17 protein-coding genes are annotated in these 18,234 nt (G+C 58.1%); 6 read left to right on the top strand and 11 right to left on the bottom strand.

Features of this window, described 5'->3' with window-relative positions:
• Positions 1–5: 5 nt before the first annotated feature.
• On the bottom strand, positions 6–1,232 hold the full coding sequence (locus IE079_RS02725; protein WP_189572396.1) for an ABC transporter substrate-binding protein: 1,227 nt from the start codon (positions 1,230–1,232) through the stop codon (positions 6–8).
• A gap of 508 nt (positions 1,233–1,740) precedes the next feature.
• Here IE079_RS02725 and IE079_RS02720 point away from each other — a divergent pair.
• The gene (locus IE079_RS02720) at positions 1,741–3,936 is read left to right on the top strand and encodes a pectate lyase family protein (protein ID WP_189572393.1); all 2,196 of its coding nucleotides are present in this window, start codon (positions 1,741–1,743) and stop codon (positions 3,934–3,936) included.
• A gap of 32 nt (positions 3,937–3,968) precedes the next feature.
• On the opposite strand, the gene IE079_RS02715 is transcribed toward IE079_RS02720, so the two are convergent.
• Positions 3,969–4,703, bottom strand: coding sequence for a VC0807 family protein (locus tag IE079_RS02715; RefSeq protein WP_189572390.1), 735 nt, complete (start codon positions 4,701–4,703; stop codon positions 3,969–3,971).
• A 317-nt stretch (positions 4,704–5,020) separates the two neighbouring features.
• Between IE079_RS02715 and IE079_RS02710 the strand changes: the two genes are divergently transcribed.
• Positions 5,021–5,380: a helix-turn-helix domain-containing protein gene (locus IE079_RS02710; protein ID WP_227712267.1), complete on the top strand. Its 360-nt coding sequence runs from the start codon at positions 5,021–5,023 to the stop codon at positions 5,378–5,380.
• Positions 5,377–6,651: a type II toxin-antitoxin system HipA family toxin gene (locus tag IE079_RS02705; RefSeq protein WP_189572387.1), complete on the top strand. Its 1,275-nt coding sequence runs from the start codon at positions 5,377–5,379 to the stop codon at positions 6,649–6,651. The genes IE079_RS02710 and IE079_RS02705 overlap by 4 nt, the downstream gene beginning before the upstream one ends.
• Positions 6,652–6,781: 130 nt before the next feature.
• Here the strand turns inward: IE079_RS02705 and IE079_RS02700 are convergent, their stop codons facing one another.
• The 7 genes from IE079_RS02700 to IE079_RS02670 form a co-directional block, all read right to left on the bottom strand.
• Complete coding sequence (locus IE079_RS02700) at positions 6,782–9,238, bottom strand: putative bifunctional diguanylate cyclase/phosphodiesterase (RefSeq protein ID WP_189572383.1); 2,457 nt, start codon at positions 9,236–9,238, stop codon at positions 6,782–6,784.
• Positions 9,239–9,370: 132 nt separating this feature from the next.
• Positions 9,371–9,691, bottom strand: coding sequence for a YkgJ family cysteine cluster protein (locus IE079_RS02695; protein WP_189572381.1), 321 nt, complete (start codon positions 9,689–9,691; stop codon positions 9,371–9,373).
• Positions 9,692–9,846: 155 nt separating this feature from the next.
• Positions 9,847–10,593, bottom strand: coding sequence for an ABC transporter permease (locus tag IE079_RS02690; protein ID WP_189572378.1), 747 nt, complete (start codon positions 10,591–10,593; stop codon positions 9,847–9,849).
• The gene (locus tag IE079_RS02685) at positions 10,593–11,540 is read right to left on the bottom strand and encodes an ABC transporter ATP-binding protein (RefSeq protein ID WP_189572374.1); all 948 of its coding nucleotides are present in this window, start codon (positions 11,538–11,540) and stop codon (positions 10,593–10,595) included. Before IE079_RS02685 ends, IE079_RS02690 begins: the two co-directional genes overlap by 1 nt.
• Positions 11,541–11,561: 21 nt before the next feature.
• A complete protein-coding gene (locus IE079_RS02680) occupies positions 11,562–12,749 on the bottom strand; it encodes an ABC transporter permease (protein ID WP_189572369.1) in 1,188 nt (395 codons plus the stop codon).
• 3 nt (positions 12,750–12,752) lie between these two features.
• A complete protein-coding gene (gene osmF / locus IE079_RS02675) occupies positions 12,753–13,676 on the bottom strand; it encodes a glycine betaine ABC transporter substrate-binding protein OsmF (RefSeq protein WP_265013621.1) in 924 nt (307 codons plus the stop codon).
• Positions 13,677–13,834: 158 nt separating this feature from the next.
• The gene (locus tag IE079_RS02670; protein ID WP_189572364.1) at positions 13,835–14,842 is read right to left on the bottom strand and encodes a chemotaxis protein CheB; all 1,008 of its coding nucleotides are present in this window, start codon (positions 14,840–14,842) and stop codon (positions 13,835–13,837) included.
• Between IE079_RS02670 and IE079_RS02665 the strand changes: the two genes are divergently transcribed.
• A complete protein-coding gene (locus tag IE079_RS02665) occupies positions 14,835–15,098 on the top strand; it encodes a hypothetical protein (RefSeq protein ID WP_189572357.1) in 264 nt (87 codons plus the stop codon). The two genes, IE079_RS02670 and IE079_RS02665, sit on opposite strands and share 8 nt — an antisense overlap.
• A gap of 23 nt (positions 15,099–15,121) precedes the next feature.
• Here the strand turns inward: IE079_RS02665 and IE079_RS02660 are convergent, their stop codons facing one another.
• Positions 15,122–15,688, bottom strand: coding sequence for an HdeD family acid-resistance protein (locus tag IE079_RS02660; RefSeq protein WP_189572354.1), 567 nt, complete (start codon positions 15,686–15,688; stop codon positions 15,122–15,124).
• Positions 15,689–15,740: 52 nt separating this feature from the next.
• Positions 15,741–16,481: a Crp/Fnr family transcriptional regulator gene (locus tag IE079_RS02655; protein ID WP_189572351.1), complete on the bottom strand. Its 741-nt coding sequence runs from the start codon at positions 16,479–16,481 to the stop codon at positions 15,741–15,743.
• Positions 16,482–16,642: 161 nt separating this feature from the next.
• On the opposite strand from IE079_RS02655, the gene thpD reads away from it, so the two are divergent.
• Positions 16,643–17,554, top strand: coding sequence for an ectoine hydroxylase (thpD, locus tag IE079_RS02650; RefSeq protein WP_189572348.1), 912 nt, complete (start codon positions 16,643–16,645; stop codon positions 17,552–17,554).
• Positions 17,555–17,783: 229 nt separating this feature from the next.
• On the top strand, positions 17,784–18,116 hold the full coding sequence (locus IE079_RS02645; RefSeq protein WP_189572345.1) for a DUF3135 domain-containing protein: 333 nt from the start codon (positions 17,784–17,786) through the stop codon (positions 18,114–18,116).
• The last annotated feature ends 118 nt before the right edge of the window (positions 18,117–18,234 follow it).

Raw genomic sequence — 18,234 nt, 5'->3', positions numbered from 1 at the left:
GGTGACTACAGGGTGCAACCGGTCTCTTCGACCGGACGTGCCACTTCCTCAGGATCAAATACGCGGATATCGGTCAAGGTACGGATGCCATGCTCCGGGTGCATGGGGCCGGAAATGCCCCAGTTGGGGCTGACCATGGCCTGGTGATCACCCGGGCGGAAGGTTACGGTACCGTTGGGTGCTTCCATGGTCATGCCGGAGAGGGCTTTGGCCACGGCCGGGCCATCGGTTGTGCCGGCGGCTTCCATTGCCTGCTTATAGGCATAGATAGCGGCATAGGCGCCTTCGGAGTTGTAGCTTGGTGCACTGCCGTACTCGTCCAGGTAGGCCTCGACGAACCTGGTGTTGGCCTCATTGTCATAGGCGTCATACCAGTAACGGGTGGACAACCAGACCCCCTCGGGCATCTGGTCGCCGAGGGCGTCCAGTACCTCGGTGGCAGCGCCGACTGTAAACATCACTTCGTAGCCCTGATCAAAGAAACCCAGGTTGTTGGCCTGGCGGATAAAGTTCACCAGATCGCCACCCCAGGTGGAGATGATGATTCCCTCCGGGTCGGCATCCATAATGCCGTTAATAAACGGCGTAAAGTCCTCGGCGCCGAAGCGGGGGAACGCGGTTTGCTCCATCAGCTCCACCTCGGGCTTCATCTCTTTCAGATAATTGCCGAAGTATTCCCAGGTCTGATGACCGAAGGCGTAGTCAGGACCAATAGTGGTCCAGCGCTTGGCGTCGGTTTCTGCTGCGATCATGGCCGCGGCTTTCTGGTTCTGTGGCACGTTGACGCTGATGCGGTAGGTGAACTCATTGCACAGGTTACCGGTAACGTCTGGCGTTGCTGCGTGAGTAATGATGAAGGGTTTCTGAAGCTCGGGCACCGTCGGCACCATGCCTTGCGCGACACCGGAGCTGTCCAGCCCCAGCAAGGCGTCAACATTGTCCTGATAGGCCAGCTTGCGGGCGGCCTGGATCGCGGTGGCCGCCTTGCCCTGACTGTCCTCGTACAGAACTTCCACCTGGCGTTGGAGAATACCTCCGGAGTCGTTGATTTCCTCGACTGCGAGGTCAATACCCCGCTGGGCGAATTCGCCATAGGTGGCGGCACTGCCTGAGAGGATATAAATCGCACCGAAGCGGATTGGCTCCTCTGCCATAGCGTTACCGGTGCCCAGGGACAGGGTGGCGGCGGTGACCGTCGACACCATCAGATTCTTGGCATTGAACTGTTTCATTGGGAATTGCTCCTCGAATTCTTGTCATTGTTGTCGTTGGAACAGTCTTTCCGGATACAGCTCCCTGTGATTTATTGCCGTCTTCCGTGATGCTTGCTTAGAGGCCGGGTTATTTCCGGCTTCGTCTTCAGTCGTTTTGCGCGACCGGGGAGATTGTTATTTTTGATCCCTTTAAAAATTAGAGCGAGCGTTCGGAATATACAATGTTGCTGCCTATTGAATTTAACTATGATCAAGTCTAGTGGGATATCAAATCGGCGGAGACACCCTTCCCTGAAGGCTATTACGAGAAGTGAACACTCACATTCATACTTTGGTCGCAATACGCCAACCGGATCCCGGCGCAGTGAACCAGTTCATCTCACGGGTGGCCGGCAGTACGTACCATCGGAGTCTGGCGCTATTGAGGAAATGCATCAGCCAGCCGTCGATTAATTCCCACAGCCCTTCGCAGTAACCGGATTATCCCAACACCATTCCAAACCCGGATCGACAACAGGAGGTCGATGTGACTGTACCTATACGTAAAACCCTGCTGGCAACCGCCCTGGCGCTGGCGACCAGTACCGCCCTGGCAGGCAACGGGCCAATCGGCTTTGCCACTATGAACGGCGGTACCACCGGTGGCGCTGGCGGCGAGACGGTTACCGTCTCTACCGGCGCCGAGCTTTACCAGGTGCTCAAGGACAAGCGGGGCGACGACACTCCCCTGAGGATTGTTGTTAATGGGCGCATTACACCGGCAAATACCGGCGAGTCCAAGATCGACGTCAAGGATACCCGCAACGTCACGATTATCGGGGCGACGGGCGGCGCCGAATTTGATGGCATCGGCATCAAGCTGAATCGTGCTCACAACGTTATCGTGCGTAACCTGATCATTCACGAGGTGGATACCGGCGACAAGGACGCCATCGGTATCGAGGGTGAGAGCACCAACATCTGGATCGACCACAATGAACTCTATGCATCACTGGACGTGGGCAAGGATCATTACGATGGTCTTCTGGATACCAAGCGGGGATCGGAGTACATCACGATTTCCTACAATTACCTGCACGATAGCTGGAAAGCGAGCCTTCACGGTTCAAGCGACAGTGACGAGGGCCGGCGATTCATCACCTTCCACCACAACCGCTGGGAAAACCTCAATTCCCGGACGCCCCTGTTTCGATTTGGCGAGGGCCACCTGTTCAACAACTACTACTACAATGTGATCGATTCCGGTATTAACAGCCGCATGGGCGCCCGCCTGCGGATCGAGAACAACCATTTCGAAAGCAGTAACAATCCGGTGGTCTCTTTCTATAGTGATGAGATCGGCTTCTGGGACCTGCAGGACAACTTCCTGGACGGCGTCTACTGGGATGACGACAGCGGCCCGGTGGCCGGCGATGCCATGACCTCCACGGTCCGGTATCAACCACCCTACGCCTACAGCCTGGATGATATTGCCTGTGTGCGGGATATCGTGGTGGCCACTGCAGGCGCCGGTAACGGTCTGAAGACGTCTGATGGTACCTGCCAGGTGACAGTGCCGGACCCGGAACCGCCAACACCGGATCCGGAGCAGCCTGATCCAGTGGAGCCCCCGGAACCTGAAGAACCCGGTCAGCCGGAAGAGCCCCGGGACCCGGTCGACGGTGGTACAGGTGAAAACCTGGCGTTGGACGCAGGCGCGGATGGCAGCAGCAAGGCCAATGGTTCGAGCTACGGCAACGTCAACGACGACGACATCAGCAGCTTCTGGCAACCGGGTTCGGCCTCCGGCGAGCGTATCTCCGTCAAGCGCATGGCGCCATTCAACACCGTGGTGATCCGTGAACTGAACGACGCCACCCGGGCCTGGCAACTGGTCAACCATGATACCGGCGAGGTGCTGGCTTCCGGTAATCGTCTGGGTCCGGAAACCGTGGTCGCAGGCCTGGGTACACAGGATATCTACAAAGTGAACCTGGAAATACTGGATGCGACCGCCCCACCCCGGATTGCGGAATTCGAACTCTATCTGGGCTCGACCGGCACTGACCAGGGTGATGATGCTGGTAACGATCCCGGCGACAAGCAGCATCCGGAGCAGTCTGGAGACCCGGTCTTCTGTGCCGACGAAGGGGATGTCTGCCATTTCTCCGGCACCCGTGAGGTGATCTACGGCGCTGATGGCCAGTACGTCCGCCAGAGCCTGACCGGTGGCACCCTGTGCACCAACGAGGTTTTCGATGACCCGGTTCGCGGCACCTTCAAGGCCTGTTATCTGGCTTCCGACAGCGAGGATAGCGGAGCCGCAGAGCCCCTGGCCCTACAGGAAAACGCGACGGGGTTCTGTAACGTGGACGGCGTGGTGGAAAGCGAACACGGGGGCTTCACCGGCTCTGGGTACGCCAACACGGACAACCTGTTTGGTACCAGCATCGACTGGGCGGTAAATGCTGAACAGGCTGGTAACAGTGACCTGGTGATCCGCTTCGCCAACGGCGCGTCGGACCGTCCGGCGTCACTGTACGTCAATAGTCAGTGGGTTACGGCAGTGAACCTGCCGGCTACCGGCGAGTGGACGGACTACGAGGAATCGGGCACGGTCTCTGCCTACCTCAATGCGGGGGAGAACCGCATCAGCCTGCGTGCCACCAATGACGCCGGCTTGCCCAACGTGGACCGGGTCGTCGTCAGCGGCGGCAATCTCGGCGCCGTACCCTGCCAGTAAACCTGCCAACCACCCCCGGTCTTTGCCGGGGGCTACTTCTTCTGCTCTGCCTTCTCATGCAGGTGGGGCGCCATCACTTCTTCCAGGGTATGACCGGTAAGTCGCCGGATGGTCTTCCACAGATAGAAAAAGATCGCGATCATCATCACCATGGAGGGAATGGCAATCATCGGGTAGCTCACCAGGGTCATACGGCCGAGTTCTTCATTGAATGCCTGGGTGCCGGACGGGCTGGTGACAATCCATCGGGCCAGGATGTAGTTCATGATGGCGGAGAACAGGAAGGTACCGGCAAAAAAATAGCTGGCCCTCGTCAAGCGATTATCGAACTCCCCCTCGCATCCGCGCTCCCGCAAAGACTCCTGGATCTTGTCCACATCCAGCACTGTGGGATTGTAAAGCAGGGTGCGTACCAGCGGATATCTGGTGCGGGTGGAGATAAGCACCGCCAGACCAATCACCAGCGGCACAGCTGCTTCCTTGATCGCCAGCCAGCGGGCGTCGATTTCCATCAGGCCAATACCGCCGGTCAGCCCGACACTGATCACGCCCAGCACCGCGATAAAGTTCTTCTTGTGATAGCGGACCAGCTCAAACAGACCCCAGCCCATGGGAAACGCCAGACCGATCAGCAGGGCCCAGGTGTTGCCCAGGTAGTCGTCGCCGCTCAGTTTCATCAGAATCACCGAGGGGATGATGATACTGACCAGCAGGTCGACCCAGGGGCGGGGTTTGTGGTCGGGGATGTTTGCGTTCTGATCGGACATAAACCTATAGCCTGCGCTGTCTCCTGATTGGTTTTGATGATAACACGAGCCACCAATAAGGGTTGCGACAGGGGTGGAAAACGGCTGTCGTTCCCTTTCAGGACGTTCTGCCTCGTGCTGCTGTGAGACAGGCAGGGCCGCACCGGTATTGCTGGCGCCGGCGGGGTGTCGCTGAGCCACAAGATTCCGGCACCGACACTAAAGCGGTGCTTTGGCGGGTTATTGCTGCTGGTGGCGGGGCGGATGCTGGTTAATGCGTTGTGAGTGTTTGCTGATCGTCAACCTATAAGTTGCCTTGTCTGAAAAAAGAAACTAATATGTTTCATTACGTCGGAAAAGCAACATATCTGTTTCCTATGGCAACTCTGCTTGAACAACTCAAAAAGCGCCGAACGCAACTGGGGCTCAAACAAAGCGACATGATGATGCGTGTCGGCATGTCCCGTCAGCAATACCAGCGTCTGGAGTCGCACGGCAATCCTCGGCTGGACACTCTCGAGTTGGTGGCCGAGGGCCTCAACAGCGAACTGGTTCTGGTGCCCCGGGAAAAGCTGGAAGCTGTCAGAGCAATTCTGAATGACAAACCTCCGGAAGAACCACGTGGCCCCGAAAGCCCGGATGATCAAAAGCCAATCTCTGAAGATCCCTGGCAAGGACTGCTTGAGGATACGGAATGACCACACGTCTGATTGACGAAGCCAACGTCCTTGAACTGACGCTTCACGGGAGACTGGTGGGGTATCTGGCGGGCTTTCGGAACGGGCGCAATGTGCTGAGCTTTGCCGACACCTTCAGGACAGATCCGAACCGCCCGACTTTCAGCCTGATTACCCATCCGCGCTTTCCAAATGCCGCCAGACTGCTCGCTGAGCCCTGGTCAAGAAACCAGAGACTTCATCCCACCCTTTCCAATCTTCTGCCCGAAGGGGCCCTCCGGGAGTTGCTGGCACAGGGGCTGAAAATCCATGTTGATAACGAATTTCAGTTGTTGTCCTATCTTGGCCGTGACCTGCCGGGAGCTCTCGTTGCGACTCCAATGGAACCGGATGATGTGCCCGTTGATGTGCTGGCTACCCACGGCCCTGCGAAAGCTGTGAGCTTCAGTGGTACGGATTATGAAGACCGGTTTTCTCTCGCCGGTGTTCAGATGAAGTTTTCAATGAAGGAGAGAGACAGCCGATACAATCTGTCCACAGGCGATGAACTCGGCGACTGGATTGTTAAAACCCCGTCCACGCGGCATCGGCATGTACCGCTGAATGAGTTCACGGCGATGTCTCTGGCGGCCTTGGCGGGTGTCGATATCCCCGAGACCCGACTTGTTGATATGGATCGCCTTGATAACCTCCCTCCGATCAATCTGCCCGATGACGAGCGCCAGGCGTTTGCAATAAAACGGTTTGACCGATCAGAAAAGGGCCGGGTCCACATGGAGGACTTTGCCCAGATCCTGGTGAAATATCCCCATGAAAAATACAACTCGGCCAGTTACGAGCAGATTGGAAGAGTGGTCCATCAATTTTCCGGCGATGGCCTGAAAGATGCCCAACAGCTCGCCAGACGGCTTCTGGTGAATATCCTGCTTGCCAACGGGGATGCTCATCTCAAGAACTGGAGCCTGGTATACCCGGACCGGATTACGCCAAGGCTTTCTCCTGCGTACGATATCGTTACCACCCGGGTCTACATCGAGAATGAGCAAGAAATTGCGCTTAATCTGAAGAGAACCAGACAGTGGTATGCCATTACGCTGAACCACTTCGAACACTGGGCGAATAATGCAGGCATTCCTTGGCGTGCGATACAGCCCCACCTGCTGGACACGGTCGAACGTGCGAGGACTTTATGGCCGAAGGCACTTCAAGATCTGCCGATGGCAGCTCCACAAAAGTCAGTTCTGAAAGCGCATTGGCGCCAGCTTACCGATGACTTCAGGATTGATCCCTGAGAGACCGCCTGTTTAGTCGCTTGCCATCAGAATCAACTGGCTCCCCCGTCCAGTAATCTGACATGTGCTGCGGCCTTGTTGCTGCTACCCGACAGGTTGAGTCAGATCAACCTGCTCAGAGCCGGACCCGTCAGGCTGTCCATGACTTCTGGTCAGCGAGTAGTTGGCGCCAAACGGCTTCGGGTACCGGGCGGCTGTAGTGATAACCCTGGCCCTTGGTGCAGCCAAGCGCCTGCACGGCCGTGATCTGGCTCTCAAGCTCAAGCCCCTCGGCCACAACGTCCGCGTCAATCGCTGCGGCGATAACGATAACCGATTTGACGATGGCCTGGGGATAACGGCCTTTGTTCAGTTGGCAGACAAAACTCTTGTCGATCTTGATCTCGTCGAAAGAATAGTCGTTCAGGTGACCCAGCGACGAATAGCCTGTCCCGAAGTCGTCCAGGGACAGGCGAACCCCCATGGCGCTGAGGGCTTCCAGATCCTGCTTCAAAGCCTGTCCCGGTTGCTCGAAGATGCTTTCCGTGATTTCCAGGGTCAGCTCTTCGGGGGCAATGTTATAGTCGGTCAGTGCCTGGCGAACCTTGTCCGGAACAGACCCGAGTTCGAACTGTATCAGGGACACATTGATTGATACCGGGGTGACCGGGAGCCCGGCGTCACGCCAGGCCCGGAGGTCGCGGCAGGCCTGGTGTAACACCCAGTCTCCTATGGGCCCGATGAGCTGACTTTGCTCCGCCAGCGGGATAAACCGGCCCGGCGGGATAAAGCCTGCCTGCGGGTGATTCCAGCGCAGCAGGGCTTCCGCCGAGATGATGCGGCCGCTCGCCAGATCCACCTGGGGCTGGTAGTACAGCTCCAGTTGACCGGCTTCCAGGGCATGGCGCAGCTTCGTAGTCAGGTCCACGGTTTCGCGCGTTTGCTGCTCGAGCGCCTTGGTATACTGGGTCCAGGTGACCGCCGGATTGTGCTGGCTTCGATGCATTGCCAGTGCTGCATCGGTCATCAGTTTGCGGGCATCGCCTGCACTGCTTCGGACCCGTGCGTAGCCGAACGACGCCTCAACGTGGAAGGAAAACCCTCTGAATTCGAACGGTACATCAAAGACAGCTGCCATACACTCACGCAATTGACGCGGCGTGCGCTGGTTGTCGAGCGGCGCGAGCACGGTGAACTCGTCGCCACCGGTGCGCGCTATCAGGCCACTTTCACCCACCTCGGCCGTCAAGCGACGGGCGACCTCCCGTAGTACCTCATCGCCGACATCATAGCCCTGGGTGTTGTTGATTTCCCTGAGCGCCTTGATGTCGACCACGACCACCGGGCTTGCCGGATGCAGGCTCCTTTCCTTTAGGCGCTGGTCCAGGCGCTGGGCGAAGCCTTCCGGGGACAGAACGCCGGTCAACCGGTCCTCATAGGCCGCACGCTCGATGTCCTTCTCGGCGCGCTTCAGCTGGGTGATTTCCTGAGAGGCCGCAATCCACTCGAGGAGCGTGTTGTCGTCATCCAGCACCGGCGTGACACGATCCAGAAACCACCTGGGAGGGTGGCCCCGGGCCGGTAACTGATAGATCACTTCAAAGGGAGCCACGTTCCTGAGGGCCTCGATCCACCCGTCACGGAATGCGGCCGCAGCCTCCGGCGCCAAAGTGCTGCGGATCGCCGCCCGATCCGGCGGGCCGTCCGATGCGGACAGGCCGGCGACCTCCAGCCATTTCCGGGGCACGTCAATGAGTTCGCCATCCGCATTCATGAGCCAGATGTAGCCTGATTGCGCTTCGATCAGGCTCTCATAGCGACGCTTTTGCCGGGCCAGCGACTCCAGGGCCGCCTGCTCTCTTGAGACATCAAGCTGAATGCCAATGATGTGGGAGAGGGTGCCATCATGTGTGCGAATGGCCCGAAGCTTGATCCGGTTTTCGAAAGGCTCACCGTCGCGACGAAAATTGGTTACCACAGCGGTACAGTCGGTACCGCGAGCGAGAGCGTTGCGAATAATCTGAACACCGGGCTGATCACGTCGATCCCCCTGCAGGAAGCGGCAGTTGCGACCCAGTAATTCCGCTCTTGGGTAACCCGTTATGCGCTCAAAGGCGGCATTTGCATAGACCAGAGGGGAGTCGGCAATATTCGGATCAGCAATGGTTACACCACATTCAACTTCCGCAAACGCCGCCGCCAGAAAAGGCGTTTGCCGTAGAAACAGCAGTTCACTGGCGGTTTCTGTCGCCAGGGAGTGCACGAGTGCCACCGTACGCTCGAAATCTTCCCGGTGCTTACCGGCGAAGGCAATGACCGTCGCGTGTGTCTGCTGGTGGGGGGTGCTCAGGGGCTCGACAGCGATGAAGGCGGCTGCGGCCAGAGCCGTGCCGGGTGGTGGTATTTCGGTGCGGGGAATCCCGTCGGCCAGGGTTGCCTGGACACTGTCGAGCGTCATTAGCAGCCTGGCCGCGTCGGGATCGCCGACAAGATGGTCCGGAGAATCTCTGCCTTCGACAATAACCGTTGCGCAAACCGCAGAGCAGGCCATGGCCAGCGCTTCGGTCAGGTCAGTGAACAGTTCGTTGTTATCCGGCTTCCCTGTCATGGATCGCTCCTGCGAGTCGCTTCTGGTCAATCGCCATAGTTTTTTCGTGGACGAAACCGTTTGTGTGGGTCGGCTGGGATTCTTCCCTACTTTTTATCTTCATCATAGTCGCTGGATGCAAGCCTGGTCAGGCTATCTCTGCCTGACTTCATAACGCCCTGACTCCAGGCCCTCTGCTCTTTCGTCCAGACATTCATCGGAACCCATTTCAAATTCCCGACAGATCCAGGGGCGGTTTTCATAAATGGTGCACATGAAGGTTTCCCGGTCTACCGCGGAGCACCAGCCATCTGCCAGGCGCCGCATGGTCTCGGCACCCCATTTGTCCCGGGCGATGTGTTTTTCAGGAACACCAGTATCGGTAATAAGCATGACTTCCAGGCGGCAGCAGCAGGCCTGGCAATTTGAGCAGGAAACCTCAGGAACGGTCAGGTCTTTAACGGGAATAGTCATGAATCATCAACCAAGCCTGGTTGCGGCATAATAACGGAACATTGACCAATCATACGGATTTCGGGTGCCTGGTGTGGCGATACCTCGAAAACCGCAATTGGAAGCTGCCCGAAATCCGGGCTGCGATGTGCCGGAGAGCGCTACCTGCCGGGGATTCATGCCATGGCTCCCTGCGGCGAAAACCGGCGGTCCCAGGTCCTTTCAAGTGCTTCAAACAGGCTGTCGGTGGTGAGTGCGAGCAATCCGATCAGGATCGCCCCCTGCAACACGTAAGCGGTATTGCCATTTACCAGCCCGGCGATGACCGGGTCGCCCAGTGTGCGCGCACCGATGGTTGAGCCGATGGCGGCGGTGGCGATATTGATGGTCACGGAGGTGCGGATGCCGGCGAGAATGATCCGGCCCGCCAATGGCAGCTCGACCCGCACCAATACCTGTAATGGCGACATGCCCATGCCCGTTGCAGCCTCCCGCACGGCCGGGTTGATGCCCTCCAGGCCCGCCAGGGTGTTGCGCAGTATGGGCAGCAGGCCATAGAGAATCAGCGCAAACAGAATGGGCGCTTCGCCGAAGCCGAGTACCGGCACCGCCAGCGCAAGCACGGCCACCGGTGGGAAGGTCTGGCCGATGGAGGCTACCTGGCTGACCAGAGGCAGGAAATCACGGCCCGCCGGGCGGGTGGCCAGGATGCCACCGGCGACGGCAGCAAACGTACCAACAGCCGCCGAGATCACCACCAGCAGCAGGTGGTTCTGCAGCAGGAACAGAAAGCTCCCCCTGTCATAGATCACCTGCTGTTTGTCCGGCTGTATCCATCGAAACAGCGGCTCCAGTACTGGCATAGCAGCACTCAGTCCGCACAGGACAACCGCCAGCAGCGCAGGTGGTAACCACAGTCGCATCAGGCGCCTTCCTGAATAATGCGTTCGCGGGTAATCACACCGGTCTCCTCCCCGCGGGCGTTAAACACCGCAACCTGCGGCAGATCCTGCCAGAGCATGACTGACAGGGCCAGACGCAGGTTGTCGTCCTCACGTAGTACGTCCGCCCCGGGTCTTGATGGCTTCGGTGAGCCATGGGGCGTCATCAGGTCACGTACCGGCCGCAGGCTCATCAGTTTCAGGCCGCGATCCTGTTTGCCGACCAGGCTTTCAACAAAGTCAGAGGCGGGACGGCGGAGGATATTCTCGGGCGTGTCATGCTGGATGATGCGGCCCTGATCCATCACCGCAATCCGGCTGGCCAGTTTCAGGGCTTCGTCGATATCGTGGGTCACGAAAACGGTTGTCTTGCGAACCTGCCTCTGAATTCGCAGCATCTCCAGCTGCAGGTTTTCCCGGGTGATCGCATCCACGGCCCCGAAGGGTTCATCCATCAGCAGAATATTGGGGTCCGCCGCCAGGGCCCGGGCAACACCCACCCGCTGGGCCTGGCCACCGGACAGTTGCTGGGGGTATTTATGGGCGTGGGTGGCCGGGTCGAGATCCAGTAACTTCATCAGTTCGTCGACCCGTGCGTCAATCCGCTGCCTGGGCCACTTCAACAGCCGGGGCACCATGGCGATATTGCGTGCCACCGTCCAGTGTGGAAACAGCCCCGTGCCCTGGATTACATACCCCATGTTCAGCCGCAACTGCTGCGGATTCATGGCGGTTGTATCCTCGCCATCCACCAGAATCTCGCCCGCGCTGTGAGGCAACAGGTGGTTGATCATGCGCAGTGTGGTGGATTTGCCACAGCCGGAACTGCCCACCAGCACGCACACCTCGCCGGTTTCAATGGTCAGGTTGACTCGGTCCACCGCGACCGTGTCACCGAAGCGCCGGGTTACGTTTCTCAGTTCGATCATCCGGGCAGTTCCTTTTCCATATCAGCTTCTCGCCGATGTCGGTTTCAGGCTGGCCGCCAGCATTGTCAGTAACGCATCGGCCAGCAGCGCGAGCGCAATGGTGGGCAGGGCTCCGAGCAATACCAGATCCATCGCCGCCTGCCCCAACCCCTGGAAAATAAAACTCCCAAAACCACCGGCGCCGATCAGCGCAGCGACGGCGGTCAGACCGATTGCCTGAATGGTTGTGATGCGTACACCCTCGATGATCACCGGCAGCGCCAATGGTAGCTTGACCTGGAAAAACACCTGCCCTTCCGTCATCCCCATACCCCGGCCGGCATCGGCCAGGCTTTCGGGCACTTCCGTCAGCGCGACAAAGGTGTTGCGCACCATGGGCAGCAAACTGTAGGCAATCAGTGCCAGCAGGGCCGGCGCCCAGCCGATGCCACGGATACCCAGGCTCTGCAGAACCGGAAACGCCGAGGACAGGGCACTGAGGGGCGCTATCAGCAAACCGAAAACCGCCAGACTGGGAATGGTCTGCAGAAAACTGACGGCGCCAAGGACGGGCCGCCGCCAGGCCGTGTTGCGGATCATCTTGAGAGCAAGAACGAAAGCCAGAACAGCACTGATGGATACGGCGCCAAAGGCCAGCGCCAGATGCGTCCAGAGTGCCTGCCGGAACTGGCCGCCTTGCCCGTTGAACTCCCGCACCAGCGACAGGCTCTCCAGGCCGTCGCTGCGCAACAGCGTCAGCCAGCTACCACAGACAAACACCAACAGCATGAGCTGCAGGCTGCGCCGGGTCTTCAGGCGCCCAAGGATCTCGATCAACATCAGGGAAAGCAGGAACAACAGGCACCAGAACCCTGCCCCCATCGACGAGCGCGCATAGGGCGAATCCTCGGGCAGGTGACGGCTGGCAAACACCTCCAGCAACAGAGGTAACGCCGCCAGCGACAAGCCGGTCAGGCCGAGCAGAAGCAGGTATCGCCTGGCCAGCGGCACCATGGACAGCACAATCGAGGCCGCCAGAACCGCCGTGACCAGCCCGGCCCCGATCCAGCCCAGGGACGACAGCAGGCCATGGCCAGTGCCCGCTACGATGCGGTTCGGCTGGATGGTGCCAAGGTCCAGAAGCCAGACCAGCACCAGGGCAGACAGCGCCAGGGCCGGAATCACACGGTTCGGCGGAATCCGGCTTGCAACAGGCCCGGTAACGGACAAACCTCAGTCCCGGGCCATGGAATCCAGATAATCCCGGGCCACCTGCTCGGCCGGCACGCCGTTCACTGCCACCTGTCCGTTCAGTCGTTGCAGGGTCTCCAGGTCCAGGGATTCGAACACCGGTTCAAGAATCTCCGGGATCTGCGGATAGGCTTCCAGCACCTCGGATCGCACGATGGGCGCCGGCTGGTAGACCGGTTGCACACCCAGGGTGTCCTTCATTACCTTCAGGTCAAGCGCGTCAAGGCCGCCATCGGTGCCGTAGGTCATGGCGCCATTGACCTTGTTGTCGTTCAGCGCGGCAGCCCGGAGCGTCGCGGCGGTGTTGCCGCCGGAAAGAACCAGCAGCTGGTCAGAGGTCAGCTTGAAGCCGTAGGCCTCCTGAAACGCTGGCAAGGCGCTGGCGGATTCGACAAACTCGGCACTGGCCGCGAATTTGAAGGCGCCACCGCCGTTGATATAGTCCGCCAGGTCTTCAAGCGTATCCAGCCCGTTCTCCTGCGCCAGATCCCCCCGCACACTCATGGCCCAGGTATTGTTGGCTTCCGCCGGCTCCAGCCAGACGATGTCGTGAGCCTGCTTATCCAGACGGGCCGCCTGCTGGTAGGCCTTGTCAGCGTCCTTCCAGATATCCCGGTCGGCCTGGTCATGGAAGAAGGCGGCATTGCCGGTGTATTCCGGATAGAGGTCGATCTCACCGGCCTTGATGGCATTGCGCACGATGTTGGTCGCGCCCAGCTGGAGGCGGTTCTCCACCGGGATACCGGCCTCTTCCAGGGACTGTAATATCATCTGGCCCAACACGGCGCCTTCCGTATCGATCTTGGACGAGACCACGACAGGATCGGCGGCCATTGCCGGCCCGGAGATCAGCATAAGGGTCAAAGCCGCGGCGCGGCGAAAGCGGGAGATTGGTGACACGGCCATTCCTCTCGGTTGTTGGCTCATTTTTTTCTGGCTTTAGGCTGCCTCGATCGCATCATTTGTGTTGCTGACAGCCTTTACCAGTCTATTGGACGTCAGTACGAAGGCAAGACGAGATTGGGCCGTTCTGGCTGCTCTCTACTCTGGCAACAAGGCGATGTTCACCCCACTTCTTCGCTGTGAAAATCCGTGTCGGTTGCCTTCAGCATAGCGCGAATGCGGTCAATGTGAACCTGAGAGTCGTTTGCCCGCTGGGAGATCGATGAGGGAGATTGTTTGCTTTCATTTTTGCTCATGGTTACCAGAAGATTCTGGCGCTCCTCAAACATTCTTAGCGCAACCCACAGAGTTTCTTCAATTTTTACAGTCTGTTGCGTGATAAGTGCCGAGGAAGTAAACGCATGGCCCGTATGGCAGCGATACCTGAGCATATCGCCTTCCGCTATTTTCCATAACACCCCACCACAGTCCGGACAGTTATACGGCACCTGATCACCGAGCGCCTCGACAGAGGGCAAATCGCTCAACACCCGATGTGCGATTTTGGCTTCAATCACGATGTCTTCCGGGACCGGCCCGCTCTCCGGCAGCTCTCTCCTGAGAAGATCCGATAGCAACGCGCCCATCCCGGCGATTGGCATACAATAATCGGCTCCGACATTCGTTATGACCGACTGCGGCATGTCCGGATAAGACGCATCCTCGGGATCCTGTGCAATACAGACGCCTCCGCACCGTTTGATGGCCATCATGCCACTGGTGCCGTCATCCAGATAACCGGTCAGGATAATTCCGATTACCCGGTTCCCGTAGGCGACTGCTGCGGAACGGAACAGGGGATCAATAGCCGGCCGTGAGCGATTTTCCCGGGCGCCTTTGGTAATGAGGATCTTTCCTTTCCCGATCAGCATGTGTTGATCTGACGGCGCCAGATAAATATGGCCGTTTTCGAAGGTCTGGTTATCGTGTGCATGAACGCAGGTAAGAAGGCTGCTCTCATTCAGAACTCTGACAAGCGCTTCTCCGGTGGTATGCGGGCTCATGTGATTGACAATAAAAACCGGGGCGGGAAAATCGGCAGGAAACTGCGCGACCAGTTCCTTTAATGCGGCCATGCCACCGGCGGACGCGCCGATAACAACGGGCATTGGATTAGTCATCATGTTCATCACCACCTCCATCCATGAAGCAGGTACGAAAAGTCGGTCTCGACAATGCAGCATCGAAATGCGGCCGCCAATCCATACACTGATCCTGTTCAATATAGCCTTGGGCACCCGTCTTCGCTACCTTGCCTGGAGCTTACAAACCACCGGCGAAGGGCGGGTGCTCTTCCCGAAAAAAGGAGAGGTGTTGGCGGCTATCACGGGACCGGCCGAGCGCACGGCGAATTCCAGACGAAAGACGCAGCCGAAAAGCAGGTAGTTTTCCGGGCTGCCGAACACGTGTTACAGGCGTTTGGCACTGCTGGCCAGCGCTATCATCCAGATACCGGTGAAAATAAAATCGACACCCACCAGCAGGCCTAGAACCCAGGTATAGGCTTCACTGAGCCAGAAGAGAATCAACAGCCCAAGGGCAAGAGATAACAAACCCCCGATCAGTAGCAGGCCCCAGCCAATGGCGGGCTTCAACTGAAGCGCAAAGGCCGTTTTGAAGGTGCCGGTAACCACAAAGAATGCAGCGACCAGTGTGGTCAGGGTTATAACGCCCGCCAAGGGGTAGAACAACATCAGCAAACCGACAATCAGTGCCAGTGCCGAAAGCCCCAGGCTGGGAAAGAAGCCTGCCCAACGCGGAACGGAAAAGGAATGCACCGCCTGTGCAACGCCCGCCACGACAAACAGGATGCCTATGGCGATTTCCAGGGACAGGGCGGCAATAAAGGGAAAGGCGATAGCGGCAATGCCGAGGACCAGAAAGACGATGCCCAGCCCTGTGAACCAACGGGTGTGGTGCCTGATATCATTGAGCAGGTTGCTCTCCACGCTCACCTCATAATGCCTGGTTTCCATGAGAGACTCCTTTTGGGTAAGAGAATGACGACCAAACGGCCTGGTCGTCAGCTTATAAATGGGACTCGCTAACCAGCGATTCCAGATAGAACTCATCGAACCCCGCTACTGCTTCAAGGCCCTTGATGTCCATGAGCTCCAGATGTGCGTTAGCGGTCTTCAGTAGCCCCTCCTCCCGGAATTCCTTGAATGTCCGGCTCACATGTACAGCACTGAGCCCGAGTGCATCCGCCAGCACACTTTGAGTCAGGGGCAGCGACAGGTGATTCTCCACAAAGGTATTGGTGCGCTGCAGGCGGTATGAAATTTCAGCCAGAAAGTGGGCCAGTTTCTGCCGGGCGGAGCGGCGACCGAGATTGACCAACCTCTCCAGCAAAATGGCCTGGTCCCTTGAGGTGATCATGAACATGACGCTGCAAAGCACCAACGAACTGGAAAAAATATGGTCAAGATGCGTCCTCGGGAAGGCGCACAGTTCGGCATCGCTGAGCATGACGACGCTGGTGATGCGCTTGCGGAAGGAGAATTCCCGCAGCCCCACGATATCTCCGGGCACATAGATATCCAGCACCTGGCGTGTGCCGTCTTCCAGGTCACGGAAGGAGCAGGCCCAACCCTTGCTGAGGGTGTAGAAGCTGTCGGATGGATCACCCTGTTGCCAGAGAGGAGTGTTTTTGGGCCACTCGCGCGGTCCCTCTTCCAGCGAAAGTAAAAGCTGCTGGTCTTTCTCGTCGAGGGCCGCATAGGACTCGAAGTGCTTGACGATACAACTACCGTCGGAATTGTCGCTCATATTTTTTCCTTGATTGAACACAGCTTGAACGCCCCGTTCGCCGGGCAGTGTGAATACTTCCGTACTCGGCCCCCATAACCTGGGTTATCTCTTGCCGAAAATCCTCATGGTAGCGTTATTTAAACATTGAACATAACGACCTTAAGGAGGATTGAGCAGCAATGCTACAGACAACGGAGTTCTATCCGACCCGTGAACGCTATACCGAAGGACGTTTTCCCCGGAATGAGCCGGTCATCCATGCAAGCCCGGTACAACGTGCTGAAGGACCGCTGAGCGAATACGAGCTGGAAAAATACGAAAGGGACGGTTTCCTGTCTATGGAAGGCTACTTTTCACCGGAGGAAGTTGCGCCTTTCTTTGATGAACTGGACCAGATCGAAAAGGATCCGGTTATGTGTGAAAAGGACCAGGTGATCATGGACCCGAACCAGCAAAAGGTCCGTTCAGTCTTTGATATGCATAACATTTCCAGCGCTTTCGATCGAATGACCCGCCATCCCCACCTGCTGTCCATGGTGCAGCAACTGCTTGGCAGTGAAGTGTATATCCATCAGTCCCGTATCAACGACAAGTCCGGCTTCTGCGGCAATGGCTTTGAATGGCATTCAGATTTCGAGACCTGGCACAGTGAGGACGGCATGCCGGCCATGAGGGCAGTCAGTGCCTCCATCATGCTGACCGACAACAACGCTTTCAACGGGCCTCTTATGTTGATTCCGGGTTCACACCAATCCTTCGTGCCATGCCCGGGCGAAACCCCGGACAACAATTGGACCGAGTCCCTCAAGACACAGACCGTTGGCGTTCCTCCCCGTGAGGCCCTCGCCGACCTGGCAAACGCCGGGGGCATCGAACAACCTCTCGGGCCAGCCGGGTCATTGCTGCTGTTCGAGTGCAACACCCTGCATGCGTCCAATGCCAATATGTCGCCATGGCCGCGGTCGAACCTGTTCTTTGTCTACAACAGTGTCGATAACCGCCTTCAGCAGCCATTCTCGGGAAAGGCCCCGCGTCCGGGATTCCTGGGTGCGCGGGAAAATACCCGACCGCTTACGGCGGTTCGTCCCTGATCGCGGAACGTCCCTGAAAGGAGCGGAGCAGTGTTTCTCACTGCTCCTGGGAGGCTGTCATAGTGCGCGTGTATGTCCCTGTTGTCCTTCTCGATAGTCGTGCAGGACGATAGCCGCACAGGACAGTTACCACCTCATTTGTTGCCTTGATACACACATATCGAGACACATGCCCTGTACTGCTGGTGTTTTCCGGTCTATTACTTGAATCCAGGGAAGGAGGAAAGTTATGGATATGCCCACGTTCGACGAGCTCAGGGATCTGGCCCAGCGTGACCCGGAAGGCTTTGAGGTATTGCGCGCGCAATTGATCGAGGACTGTATTTGCCGCAGTTCAGGGAGCAATCAACACCGGCTGCGGGGTATTCAGTTTGTCATCGACGCCCGGCGCCGGGTAGCCGGCAGTCCCATGAAGGCCCTGCTGGATATTCAGGCCATGATGTACGATTCGTTTCTCGACCTGAAACAGGCGCTGCTGGTTCGGCGGCCTCCCTCCGGGTCTCCTGCGCCAACTGGCGCACGAATCCTGGAGTTCCGGCGGTCCTTGCCATTCGTGGATTAGCCTCTGTCCTGGCCCTGATATCTCCACCGATCCGGCCGCCCCGTACGTGAATCCCGGGGGTTTGGCAATGCAATACTCTGAGTTAGGCTGGCTTTAATTCACCGGTTGAGGCCAGTCA

It is taken from the genome of Marinobacter zhanjiangensis (assembly GCF_014651935.1).
GTDB classification, from domain to species: domain Bacteria; phylum Pseudomonadota; class Gammaproteobacteria; order Pseudomonadales; family Oleiphilaceae; genus Marinobacter; species Marinobacter zhanjiangensis.
The sequence above is the reverse complement of the archived record's forward strand: the minus strand, read 5'-3'. Positions and strand labels throughout refer to the sequence as shown.